General features: G+C 55.1%; 12 protein-coding genes and 1 pseudogene. 4 read left to right on the top strand and 9 right to left on the bottom strand.

Features of this window, described 5'->3' with window-relative positions; genetic code table 11:
- Positions 1-47 precede the first annotated feature (47 nt).
- Complete coding sequence (locus tag ACZ5FM_RS04455; RefSeq protein ID WP_464039822.1) at positions 48-356, top strand: HlyU family transcriptional regulator; 309 nt, start codon at positions 48-50, stop codon at positions 354-356.
- Positions 357-481: 125 nt separating this feature from the next.
- Entirely contained in the window at positions 482-1,747 is a 1,266-nt protein-coding gene (locus ACZ5FM_RS04460) for a GGDEF domain-containing protein (protein WP_464039823.1), read from the top strand.
- 69 nt (positions 1,748-1,816) lie between these two features.
- On the opposite strand, the gene ACZ5FM_RS04465 is transcribed toward ACZ5FM_RS04460, so the two are convergent.
- Entirely contained in the window at positions 1,817-2,431 is a 615-nt protein-coding gene (locus ACZ5FM_RS04465; protein ID WP_259145331.1) for an FMN-dependent NADH-azoreductase, read from the bottom strand.
- Positions 2,432-2,568: 137 nt separating this feature from the next.
- Between ACZ5FM_RS04465 and ACZ5FM_RS04470 the strand changes: the two genes are divergently transcribed.
- Positions 2,569-3,537: a LysR family transcriptional regulator gene (locus tag ACZ5FM_RS04470; protein WP_312943686.1), complete on the top strand. Its 969-nt coding sequence runs from the start codon at positions 2,569-2,571 to the stop codon at positions 3,535-3,537.
- A gap of 102 nt (positions 3,538-3,639) precedes the next feature.
- On the opposite strand, the gene ACZ5FM_RS04475 is transcribed toward ACZ5FM_RS04470, so the two are convergent.
- From ACZ5FM_RS04475 to ACZ5FM_RS04485, 3 genes are all read right to left on the bottom strand, one after another.
- Positions 3,640-5,631: a bifunctional 2',3'-cyclic-nucleotide 2'-phosphodiesterase/3'-nucleotidase gene (locus tag ACZ5FM_RS04475; RefSeq protein WP_259145328.1), complete on the bottom strand. Its 1,992-nt coding sequence runs from the start codon at positions 5,629-5,631 to the stop codon at positions 3,640-3,642.
- 129 nt (positions 5,632-5,760) lie between these two features.
- Complete coding sequence (locus ACZ5FM_RS04480; RefSeq protein WP_192487509.1) at positions 5,761-6,096, bottom strand: PilZ domain-containing protein; 336 nt, start codon at positions 6,094-6,096, stop codon at positions 5,761-5,763.
- An 84-nt stretch (positions 6,097-6,180) separates the two neighbouring features.
- Positions 6,181-6,648, bottom strand: coding sequence for a DUF1203 domain-containing protein (locus ACZ5FM_RS04485; protein ID WP_464039824.1), 468 nt, complete (start codon positions 6,646-6,648; stop codon positions 6,181-6,183).
- Positions 6,649-6,805: 157 nt separating this feature from the next.
- On the opposite strand from ACZ5FM_RS04485, the gene ACZ5FM_RS04490 reads away from it, so the two are divergent.
- Positions 6,806-7,705, top strand: a complete 900-nt coding sequence (locus ACZ5FM_RS04490; RefSeq protein WP_464039825.1) for a DUF4344 domain-containing metallopeptidase — start codon at positions 6,806-6,808, stop codon at positions 7,703-7,705.
- A 57-nt stretch (positions 7,706-7,762) separates the two neighbouring features.
- Here the strand turns inward: ACZ5FM_RS04490 and ACZ5FM_RS04495 are convergent, their stop codons facing one another.
- The 5 genes and pseudogenes from ACZ5FM_RS04495 to ACZ5FM_RS04515 form a co-directional block, all read right to left on the bottom strand.
- Positions 7,763-8,314, bottom strand: a complete 552-nt coding sequence (locus ACZ5FM_RS04495) for an OmpA family protein (RefSeq protein WP_250982889.1) — start codon at positions 8,312-8,314, stop codon at positions 7,763-7,765.
- Positions 8,315-8,437: 123 nt separating this feature from the next.
- Entirely contained in the window at positions 8,438-9,859 is a 1,422-nt protein-coding gene (sseA, locus tag ACZ5FM_RS04500) for a 3-mercaptopyruvate sulfurtransferase (RefSeq protein ID WP_464039826.1), read from the bottom strand.
- A 19-nt stretch (positions 9,860-9,878) separates the two neighbouring features.
- Positions 9,879-10,616 carry an alanyl-tRNA editing protein gene (locus ACZ5FM_RS04505; protein ID WP_464039827.1) on the bottom strand — a complete coding sequence of 246 codons (738 nt, stop codon included), beginning with the start codon at positions 10,614-10,616 and terminating at the stop codon, positions 9,879-9,881.
- Between the two features lie 12 nt (positions 10,617-10,628).
- Entirely contained in the window at positions 10,629-11,666 is a 1,038-nt protein-coding gene (locus ACZ5FM_RS04510) for a cysteine synthase A (RefSeq protein WP_192487515.1), read from the bottom strand.
- Positions 11,667-11,830: 164 nt separating this feature from the next.
- Positions 11,831-12,133, bottom strand: a pseudogene (locus ACZ5FM_RS04515) (flagellin); the annotation flags it as partial.
- Positions 12,134-12,426: the final 293 nt, after the last annotated feature.

Raw genomic sequence — 12,426 nt, forward strand, 5'->3', positions numbered from 1 at the left:
CGACGAAGGCTCGCCGTCTGCACAATTGCTGCGAAAGTGAAAGACATATGGCTGGCTTCTTCTCAAAACTCTTTTCGGCGTTTGGTTCGGGCAATTCGGATGCTGCAGCACCCGCTGCATCTGCTGCTGAACCGGAAATCTATGGCGACTTCGCCATCTATCCGACACCGTTGAAGGAAGGCGCACAATTTCGCCTTGCAGGCCGTATCGAGAAAACCGTCAATGGTGAAGTTTTGAGCCACAAATTCGTGCGCGCCGATGTTTTCACATCGCTTGATGATGCCAACGAATTTACCATTCGCAAGGCCAAGGTAATTATCGACCAGAGCGGTACCACGCTGTTTTCAAACAACTAGGCATCTCAAAGCGTAAATGCCCTCAAATTCCATCTTAATAATCCGTTTGCCATCCTGCGTTAGGCTGCGCAGGCGCGATGTTTGCGTAACACGAACTGGCTGAACAGTTCTCAGGATGGCTGGCGATGGAATTCATTAATCTGGCGCTTTTCCTCGTCGAGGCCGTCTTTTATTTTTCCGTCATGACCTGCTTCCTGCATTTTCGCAACAAGCTGGGGCTTGGGGTGTTTTTGACAGCGCTTGGTGTCATGCACTTCATGGAAACCTATCTGGCAGCGGTGTTTTACATCCAGCTGCCGTTTGGCGTGGCATCTCCAGGGTCTTCCATCCTGTTTGCTGGCAAGCTGATGATGATCCTCATGCTGTACATGAAGGAAGATGCCGCCATTGTTCGTCAGCCGATCTATGGCCTGTTTCTCGGTAACCTGCTGACCGTTGCCATCGCCCAACTCGTAAAATTCCATCATGTTTCCACGCTGACACCGGGTCAGCCGATCAACACCGGTTTTCTCGATGAAATGGGCATCCTGATGGTGTGGGGAACAGCATTCCTCTACCTCGATTCCATTGGCATCATTCTGCTGTACGAAAAGCTTGGTACCTTTCTGCGCCGTCGCATTGTGTTGCGCTTTGCTATCTGTGGTGCCGTTATCCTGACGTTCGATCAGGCCGGTTTTTACGCCGGTTTATACTATCTCTATGATGCTCCGGCGCAGGTGTTCTTTGACGGATGGCAGGCCAAGCTGCTGGCAGTCTGCCTCTATACGATGATGTTTGCGGTCTATCAGAATGTCACGACTACCAGGGCCTTTGCCAGCAACAACCGCAATGTCGGCGACGTGTTCAACGACCTGACCTTCCGCGAACGGTATGAAGATCTGCTATCGCGGTCCGGCGTGGATGTGCTGACTGGCGTGCCCGACCGGGCCCGCATGGAAGCGGAAATTCCAAAGGCGCTGGATGCCAGCCTGCGCGACGATACCCCTGCAAGCCTGTTGATCATTGATATCGACCGGTTCAAATCGATCAATGACAGCTTTGGTCACCTGAAAGGCGACGAGGTGTTGAAGGCCGTCGCCGTCGTTCTGTCACGCAAGACGGAGGCATTCGGCCGGCTGTACCGGTTTGGCGGGGAGGAGTTCGTTATCTTCCTGCCATCGACCAATCACGACAAGGCCATGGCCTTTGCCCGTTCCGTCCAAAGCAGTTTTTATGAAGGGGTCAGGCGCCCCGATGGCACCTTGCTGACACTCAGTATTGGTGTTGCAACCTCGCAGGAAGATGGCTTGAGTTTCAACACGCTGCTCGCCCAGGCTGACGTACGTCTCTATGAGGCAAAAAATAACGGCCGCGATCAGGTTCGCGGCCGTTATGAAGTCTTGCAGGACTGAATATCTTTCAAAAGAAAGATTTGGAGCGCTCTGCTGAATCAATCAGGCAAGCAAGCGCTCACAAAATTATCAGGCAGCCTTTGCCAGCTCTTCAACCTTTGCCTGAGCAGAGGAGAGTGCCTTTTCAACGGCTTCAGGGCCGAAAGCCAAGCCTTCAACGTAAACAACTTCAACGTCGGTCATGCCCATGAAACCAAGAACGGTCTTCAGGTAGGGAACAGCGTGGTTCATGGAAACGGCTGGGCCTTCGGAGTAAACGCCAGCAGCAGCGAGAACGACATAAACCTTCTTGCCGGTTGCCAGGCCAACAGGGCCGCTTTCTGTGTAACGGAAGGTCTGGCCAGCACGTGCAACGTTGTCGATCCAGGACTTCAGGCCGGAATAGATGTTGAAGTTGATGAGGCCGGTGCCGATAACGACGGTGTCAGCAGCCATCAGCTCTGCAACCAGCTTGTCGGAGAAATCGGCAGCAACAGCCTCTTCCTGCGAACGGGCTTCAGCAGGCTTACGGATAGCGTTGGTGGTCACGGTATCAAGGTGCGGGATTGGCTCGGCAGCCAGGTCGCGGCGCACGATGTTGTTGCCGGACTGTGCCTTCAGCTTTTCAGCCAGGTCTGTCGCAACCTTGTTGGAAACGGAATCTTCGCCACGTGGGCTCGATGTGATCAGCAGAATATTAGACATGTCATTTCCTTCGAATAAGCCTTGGGAGGTCAGAGCGGGCAGGGAGAACCGTTCTGTTTGAGCCATATATTGTTGAATGGAGCCATCGAAAAAACTGTGATAATATAGATTTGAATTATCGATGAAATGGATAAGACATGGACGCCAATCCAACACTCGACCAATTGCAGGTGTTTTTGACGGTGGCAGAAACCGGAAGCTTTTCAGCAGCTTCGCGTGCCCTGAACCGCGCCCAGTCGGTTATCAGCTACACCATTGCCAATCTTGAAGCGCAACTGGAGGTCAACCTGTTCGAACGCAATGGCGTTCGCCAGCCAAAACTGACCGATGCGGGCAAGGCGATGATTGAGGACGCCCGGCGTATCGTCTCCGATCTTCAGGTCATGCGGGCGCGCGCCAAGGGGCTGCGACAGGGCTTGGAGGCCGAAGTTTCGGTTGCCATCAGCACCATGGTACCGAACCGTGCGGTTGTCGAAGTCTTGCGTGAGTTTCGAGATGAATTCCCCTCCGTTTCGCTGCGTCTCAATGTCGGCGAACTGGGAATGGTCACCGACATGGTGGCCAGCGGGCAGGCGACGATCGGCCTTGGTGGAGCGGCCATCAAACCGCAGGACGATATCTTCTCGGAAAAGGTCGGCCATTCCTTCATGCTGCCAGTGGCAGCGCCGAACCACCCGCTTGTGTTGTTGGGCCGTCCATTGACGTTGGCGGATGTACGCGACGAGGTGCAGTTGGTGGTCACTGATGCGTCGGGCCTGACGGGCAGCCGCCAGTTCAATGTGCTATCCTACAAGATATGGCGTGTCAGCGACATTGCCACCAAACACAACCTCATTCTTGGTGGCCTGGGCTGGGGTGGCTTGCCGGCCTCCGTTTTGCAGGATGATCTGGCCGCCGGTCGTTTGGTCCACCTGCAGCTTGAGGCCTATGAGCAGGGCGAGTACCCGCTTTATGCCATGCGCAAGGTCTCGACCCCTCTGGGGCCTGCCTCAAGCTGGATGGTGGAAGCGTTCCGCCAGCGGCTTGGCATGTGCCTCAACCATCAGGATTTCACCAAGATGATCAGCCGCACAAAACCGGCGGTCAGGGTGGTGGCTGCCGAATAGGCGCTGCCCCTAGGGCAAGGCGTTTCCTCGGCAAACCGCGCAAATAAAAAGGCAGAGCAACATCAATTGCTCTGCCTCTTTTGTTTTATGCACTCACCTTAATCAGAGGATCAGGCGGAACTTCGCAAAACCTTCTGCGCCGTCGCCGGCTTCTTCGATCTTTGCGCCTTTCACGTGGTCCGCATACTGACGGCCCTTAGGGCCGGTTTCGAACGTTGCGGTGGTGTTGGCAACAGGCGCAAACGACCAGTTGGCATCAGCCTCAGGGTTGATTGTTCCCTGGTCAACGATGTAACGCACGATCACATCGCGGTTGGTATCCGGTGCCTCGAAGATGATCTTGTCTGTGGCGATGTCAGGGAACTTGCCGCCACCGCTGGCGCGGTAGTTGTTGGTCGCAACCACGAATTTCTGCTCGGGATCGATGGGCTTGCCGTTGAACTGCAGGTTGACGATACGATTGCTTTCAGGCGTTACCGCCTTGCCATCCTTGTCGTATTTTGCGGGTTTCGAGACATCGATCTGGTAGGTAACGCCGTCAATGACGTCGTAATTATAGGACGGGAATTCCGGGTTGAGCAGCGGAGCGTCCTTGGAGCCCACTTCAACCGTGTTGAACATGCCCGCAGACATTTCCAGCCAGTTCTTGACCTGCGCACCGGTAATCAGCACGGCCTGCACCGTATTAGGATAGAGGTAGAGATCGGCCACATTTTTGATGGCGATATCACCCGCTGCGACATCCGTATAATATTCTGCACCACCACGACCACCAGCCTTGAACGGCGCGGCTGCGGAAAGAACAGGATAATCCTTGTATTCCGTCTCTTTCAGCATGTCTTTGATGTACCAGGTCTGCGCATTGGAAACGATCTGCACAGATGGATCATCCGCAACCAGTGCGAAATAGGAGTAGAGCGGAGCAGAGGTCTTGCCGACCGGACGGCGCACATAATCAAGTGTCGCTTCATGGTCGGCCTTTACGGCATCCAGAACCGCCTGTTTGCTTTCGACATCCGCAACGATCTTGCGCTTGTCATCGCGATGGTAGATCGGGCGCGCTTCCGTTGTGAAGTCGACGATCTTCCACGCCTTGCCGTCTTTTTCGAGCAGCAGGTCGATGAGGCCCAGATGCGAACCCCAGAAGCCGCCCATGACGGTTGGCTTGCCCATCAGCGTTCCCTTGACGGGATCAACGCCTTCAATGCCGTCCCAGGTCTTGGGGCCGGGAAAGACCAGATGCTGGTGACCGGTGAAGATGGCATCAATGCCTTCAACGCCAGCCAGATAGAGCGACGCATTTTCCATGCGCTCGGTCTGGCCCTTACCATCAATGCCGGAGTGCGACAGCGCGATGATGATGTCGGCGCCTTCTTCCTTCATGGCAGGAACCCAGGCCTTGGCAGCTTCCACGATGTCGCGGGTCTGCGCCTTGCCTTCAAGGTTCTTGGCATCCCACTGCATGATCTGCGGTGGAACGAAACCGATAATGCCAATCTTGATCGGGCTTTCCTTGCCAGCGCCGTCCTTGATCTTCTTTTCAAGAATGACGTAGGGCTTGAAAAACAGGTCATCCTGCTTCGGATCGCTGGCCAGCTGACCTTTGGTCACGTTGGCGCAGACATAAGGGAAATTCGCACCCGCCAGTGTGTTGGACATGTAGTCCAGGCCGTAATTGAACTCATGATTGCCCAGCGTGCCACAATCGTAACCCAGAACATTCATGGCGTTGATGACAGGGTGCTTGTCACCCGCCTTCATACCACGCTCATAGGCGATAAAGTCGCCAAGCGGGTTACCCTGCAGGAAGTCACCATTGTCGACCAGCATGGAATTGCCAGCTTCGGCACGGATCGAATCCATGATCGTGGCCGTACGTGCAAGGCCCATCGTGTCATTCGGCTTGTCGGCATAATAGTCATACGGGAACACATGGACGTGAATATCCGTGGTTTCCATAATGCGCAGATGAGCCTGATTACCCTGCGCACGTGCTGCAAACGGGTGCAGCATGACGAGCGCGGAGGAGGCAGCTATACCTCCCAGTAGCGACCTCCGTGTGATGGGATGAAGCGCGAACAGCGACGAAGACATGGGAACTCCTTGATATGATCTTGGGCTGACCTGAAACCAGCCTAAGGCCATTCTCAGATGAGTGCATCAGGAAAATGACGAAACGTCTTTTTCCCGAAATTTTTAAATGTGCATAATGTCTTTGTGCAACTAGCGGGCGAGGGTCGGTTTGACCTCTTGATGGAAGAACCGGAAATAAGAGGAAACCTGTGCCAGCGTGTTGGTGGACATTTTCAATTGAACACCCAGCCGGTTCATGTGATGCCACTGTACTTCACCCTCGATGAAACCCAGATCGTCACTCTGGATTTTCACCCGGCTGCCTTTGGATGCCGTAAATGGCCCCTGCAATTCAATGGCGATACCCGTTGCCGACAGGTCGACGACGCGCCCGGCAACGGATTGGTTGAAATAATGCACCGTGGCATAGATGCGGGTTTGCTCGCGCTTTGCACTGCGCGTCTGCATCGTCATGTTACCTGTCATAGTGTCTACCCGACCGAGTTTAAGCTACGGGTATCATTGCAGATAATTCTTACATGCCATTTAGAACGATGCGTAAAATTAAACCTAACCGCGATCTATTCGGCACTGGTAACAATTGTTGCGGGCCGAACGGACATGCACATAGGCAATCTCCGGCCGTTGAAACAGGCTGGCGGCACGTTGTGATATCTCCGGTGTCGGTGTCACTGCGCCGGTGCCGTACACGATGCGGTCATCAGGGCCATAACCGCGCACGATATAGTCAGCACTTTCAAGCATTGGCGGCAAAACCTCGCTTGCCGCATAGCGAGGGCATGACCGCTCGTGGATGAAGATCGGTCCGGTCTCGGCATCGGGCTGTAGGTCGTTAAACGGCCGGTAGGCGAGGAGGAGCATCGCTTCTCCCTCAGCAATTTTACCAAGGCAATGGCGGCAGGGCATGCCGCCTGATGAGACCGAGCGTTCGGCGGGTTTGCCATAGGCATCGTTACGCCCGGCCCGAAATGCATCTGCCTCTTCAGTCGGCATGGCGGTAAACAGAATGGTGTTCATGTCAGTGGCTCCAAATGCGTTGCTGCTTTGTCGCTATGCGCCGCAAAGCATCGCCCGGCCACCCGATTCTTGTGTGTGACCGGGAAATGCCCATTGTCAGACTCATGTGCTTTGATGCTCTATTTGCGAAACTTTCATGCACGGCCCGGAGCGCCTTATGCCGCACAGTATTTTTGCGTTTTTTATTTCTGCGTTGGTGGCTGTATTTCCCGCATGGAACGTTTCGGCACAGGATAGTCCCGACTTCGAAAAGCTGACGGATCAGCAGATCGAGGAAATGGTACAGTTCGTTGTCGGCAACGGTATCTTTATTCTGTACCACGAAGCCGGCCACATGCTGGTTTCCGAGTTTGACCTGCCTGTGCTGGGTCGAGAGGAAGACGCGGTTGATAACCTGTCGTCGATCCTGATGCTGGAGGCTGATGATGACCTGCTCGATCAGGCCATTATCGATGCAGCCGATGGCTGGTTCCTGTCGAGCGAAGCGGCAGCGGACGCTGAAGAGGAACAGGCCTTCTGGGGCGCCCACGGTTTGGACGAACAGCGTGGCTGGGCCATTGCCTGCTCGATGGCCGGCCACGACTACAAGAACTTCAAGGAATTTATTGATTCTCTGGAGTTTCCTGAGGACCGCCGCGAGGAGTGCATCTCGGAATATCCGCAGAAAGTACGCAGCTGGAAAACGCTTCTGAAGCCGCATGAGGCGACAGCCAATGCCAGCACGAAGTTTGAAATTACTTACGAGCCGATCACCGACCCAAGCCTTGAGTTGTTTCAAACGATCGTCAAGGAATCGAAACTGCTGGAATTGATCGGCAACTCCTTTTCCGGCCTCTATAATATCAAGGACGGCATCAAGTTGACGGCAAAACAATGCGGTCAGGCGAATGCCTTCTGGTCGCCAAAAGACCGCGAGATCACCTTTTGTTATGAGTTCGCCAAGTTCCACGGCGAATTGGTCGCCAATTACTTCTTGAACAATGCCGCTGACGAAACCCAGCCGCAAAGTGAAACCGAAAGCGATGACGCGACTGTTGTTGGTCTCACCAGACAATAAAACAATGCGTCACGCATATGAGGCGTGCCCATATGCGTGACGCTCATCCTGATGGGATTAGCGCAGGAATTCATCGATACGACGCAGCGTAACGCGACGGTTGCGCCACTCTTCAAACTGCGTGTTAACAAGCAGATAGCTTTCGCCATAACCCACGGTTTCCAGCGCCCGTGGGGGTACACGGAATTCCTGCACCAGCAGCCACTTGAGTGATTCTGCGCGACGTTCCGATAGGACCTGGTTGGAGGCCTCAGAACCAACTGCGTCTGTGTGACCCTCAATCAGGAAACGTGCTCCGCGACGGCGGCGAAGGATCTGTTCCAGGGCAACGCCGATCTCGCGTACTTTACGATATTCCGAACGGGGAATTTCAGCCGAACCGAAGGCGAAATTGATGGACTGAATGTCGATGGAAGGGGCGCTGCGCCGCAGTTCCGGCCGGCGCTTGAATTCCTGGATGGTCACGCGCTCTTCGGGACGCATGCGGCGCGACGGTGCTGCCTCAAGACGGCGCATGATGGTGCCGGAAGATGGAGTTTCCTGCGCACTGGCAACTGCCGGAACAAACGCTGTGGCAGCAAGTGCAGTCAGGAAAGATCGACGGTTCATGGTTGGTTTCCTTTACCTCGTTATTGTCGCGGGCAAATTGCCACGCACAACCTGAAGGAAACCTGAACCGGCGGTTGCCGCCGGTTCAAACTGATTAATGGTGCAATCCGCCGCCGTCAGTGATCAGTTCTGAACGGCGATATTGAGCAGTTCCGCCTCGCTCAACGGCTGAACCCAGGCCTGATAGGTGCCGACAGGCGAGAAGCCCATCATCTGGTAAAGCTGCAGCGCACGCGGGTGGTCGAGCGTGTTGGTGGTAACGGTGACTTTTTTCGGATTGTCCTGCCAGGCGGCATAGAGTGCCTGCAACAGGAACCATTTGCCGATGCCAGCGCCAATGGCTTCTTCGAACAGGCCGAAATAGGAAAGCTGGGTCACGTCATCATCGCGCTTGTACAGTTCGAAGAAACCGGCAGGCGAACCGTTCATATACAGCACGCAGACGCTGTTTTTCGGGTCGCTCAAAACAGCGCCAAGTTCCGCGTCGCTCATGCGCATGCGTTTTTGCCAGTGCCAGCGTTTGCCGACCCGCCAGTACAGGTAGCGGTAAAAATGCAGCGGGATGTTCGGGGCACGCATGATCGCGGTCTGGATGTTGACCGGAACAGCAATGCTGATCTTTGGCGCAGCCGTCATTTCAAGCTGCGTGACATGGGCTTTCAGCGGATCACTGTCTCGGGCCGCGATCGCCTCGGCTGGGCCGGTGACCACAGGCGTGTCTTCAAGGCTGCCCCACTGCGACCAGGAGCCATCGAACAGGCTGTTGGTCTTGTGGCCAAGCGATTCAAGCGCCAGCGTGATAACCGCTGCCGTCACGCCAGAACCACAGCTGGTAACAACCGGCTTGGAGAGATCGATGCCGGCTTCCGTCACCATCTTGCGCAGTGTCGCCAGATCCTTGAAGTGACCGTTTTCCGAAAATGCCGTGGCAGGCAGGCTGCGGGCGCCAGGCATATGGCCAGAGCGCATGCCAGCACGCGGTTCGGCCTCGTCGCCGGTAAAGCGGCCAGCGCCACGCGCGTCGGCAATCTGCTTGCTGCCGGCGTCGACAACACTACGCATTTCGTCCAGTGACGTGACACGATTTTTCTGGAAGTGCGGGATAAAGCTGACGACTGGCGGTTCTGGCAGGTCGGTTTCAAGCGGCAGGTTTTGCGCTTTCCAGCCGTCGAGGCCACCATCCAGCACGTAAACGCTTTCGGCACCCATCACACGCAGCATCCACCATACACGCGGTGCAGAGAAGAATCCGGGGCCATCGTAAACGACGATCGTATCGGTTTCCTGGATGCCGAGCTTGCCAACCTGCTCGGCAAAATATTCCGGCGAGGGCAGGGAATGCGGCAGGCCAGTGGTGTGATCCGCAATCACGTCCTGATCGAAAAACACGGCACCGGGAATATGGCCCTTGGCATATTCGTCGGCACCATTGCGCTTGTGGGCTGGAAGATACCAGGATGCGTCGACGACACGGAACTCAGGTGCCCCAAGCTGTTTGTTCACCCAGTCCGCCGACACGACGAAACGACTTTTTTCGTTGCTCACGATCTAGTCTCCCTGCTGTTCAGGCTGCGGAATCGGGCGTACCGAAACGGATGCGAAAACGCCGGTTTTCCTTGCCCTTCTTTTCTATCTTGGCGATGTGTATTTCACCGACTTCATGTGTCTTGGAGACATGTGTTCCACCGCAGGGCTGGCTGTCAATTGCCGAGTTCTCACCTATGCACACAAGACTGACACGGCCGAGACCAACGGGTGGGCGCACATTCTTGGATTTGACGATGCCGGGATTGGCCTGCAATTCCTCGTCGGTGATCCACTGCAGGAAAACCGGATGGTCGGCATTGACCAGTTCCATTAGCTTGGCCGATACCTCGTCCTTGTCGATGGTTTCCGACATGTCGAAGTCAACACGCGATTCGTCCTCGCCAACTGCGGCACCAGTAATCGGCCATTGGCAGACAACGGACAGAAGATGACAGGCGGTATGCATCCGCATCAGCTTGTAGCGGCGCTCCCAGTCCACATGCAGCACGACCTTTTCACCGGGTGCCACACTTTCCTGTCCTTCAAGCGGAACGTGGATAATAATGCTCTTGTCCTGACTGTGTCTGGTTTGCCCAAGCTGAATTCTGGAGCCGTCAGCACGCTCCAGGAAACCGGTGTCGCCAGGTTGACCGCCAGAGGTGGCGTAAAAGCAGGTCTGGTCCAGCTCAATGCCCCCGTCTTCGTGAATGTCTGTTACCGTTGCCTCGCAGGTGGAAAGGTAAAAATCATCACGAAAGAGGGCATTCACTGGCATAGTCTAGGCACCTTATGTGGTTTCATACGGGACAGATATATCGCTTTTCCCTGTGAGCCAGGCCGGAACAGGAAGCCCCTTGGACCGCAGGAATGCGGGATTGTAGAGCTTCGACTGGTAACGGTTACCGTAGTCACACAGAATGGTGACGATTGTATGCCCCGGACCGAGGTCTCGGGCAAGGCGAATTGCACCGGCAATGTTAATGCCGGTTGAACCACCAAGGCACAGGCCTTCCTTGGTGACGAGATCAAACAACACGGGCAGGGCTTCCGCATCAGAAATTCGGTAGGCGAAATCCGGTGTGAAGTCCTGCAGGTTGGCGGTGATGCGGCCCTGACCAATGCCTTCGGTAATGGAGTTGCCTTCAGATTTCAGGGTGCCGTTTTTGTAATATTCATAAAGTGCCGCACCATCAGGGTCGGCAATGCCGATCTTGATGTCAGGGTTGAAATCACGAAGACCATCGGCAACGCCAGCCAGCGTGCCGCCGGAGCCAACAGCGCAGATAAAGCCATCAACCTTACCATCCGTCTGGTCCCAGATTTCAGGCGCGGTGGTTTCGATATGGGCCTGACGGTTGGCGATGTTGTCGAATTGGTTTGCCCATACGGCGCCGTTCGGATCGGTTTCAGCAAGCTGCTTGGCCAGACGTCCGGACACCTTCACATAATTGTTCGGGTTAGAGTAGGGGGCAGCTGGCACTTCCACCAGTTCCGCACCCAGCAGTTTTAGCGCGTCCTTCTTTTCCTGGCTTTGTGTTTCAGGAATGACGATAACAGTGCGGTATCCAAGCGCTCTGGCAACAAGCGTCAGGCCAATGCCGGTATTGCCGGCCGTGCCCTCAACAATTGTACCACCAGGGCGCAGCAGGCCGCGTTTTTCAGCATCGCGAATAATGTACAGCGCCGCACGGTCCTTGACGGACTGGCCGGGGTTGAGAAACTCGGCCTTGCCAAGAATTTCGCACCCTGTTGCCTCGGATGCAGCATTCAGACGAATGAGTGGCGTGTTTCCAATGGCTGTCAAAACAGAGGTATGTATCGTCATGGGTCGACCTTCTTTCGGACGCGTATGATTACCGTTGCTTTGAGCGGATTGACCCCTGTTGTGGCAAGAAATTCTGTTTCTGTGAATGCCTCAAACGGGCAAAATTCATCTTATGGGCGAGGTTTTCATCCTGTCGGCTCCATCAGCGGTAGGCGGATCGACGCTTAACGGAACAGTGACAGCAGGCTCTCGCTGTTGGAGTTGGAGATAGAGAGAGCCTGTACGGCAAGCTGCTGCTGTGTCTGCTGCGCTTTCAGGCGTGTCGAAGCTTCATTCATGTCGGCATCAACCAGACGGCCAATGCCGCTGTCGATGGAATCGCCAAGTTTGGAGGCAAAATCCAGCTGCAGATCGATGCGCGTCTGAATTGATCCGAGAAGCGAGGCGGCACTGACCACCTTTTTCGTCATGCCTTCGATCACTCTGATATAGCGGTCGAGATCGACAGACGGCGCAGTGATGTCCATGTCGACGAGGTTCACGTCCGGCGGGTTGCCGATATTGTCCCAGACACCGGAAATCTTGATGGAAGAGCGATACCCCATGTCCGGATACATGCTCTGGTCAATGTCGAGTGTGATACGCGAGCCGCTTGAGGTGACGCTGGATATGCCCTTGCCGGTCAGCACATGCTGAAGCACGGTCGCCATATCGGCCGCATTGTTCACTTCACCAGTCGTAATGCCAAGCGCCGTATCGACATCATCCTTGGTCACCTTGATCATCTGCGGTGTTCCACGGTTCAGTGAAAGGTCGAAAT

The sequence above is a fragment of the Agrobacterium sp. 5Ca50 genome, assembly GCF_055381905.1.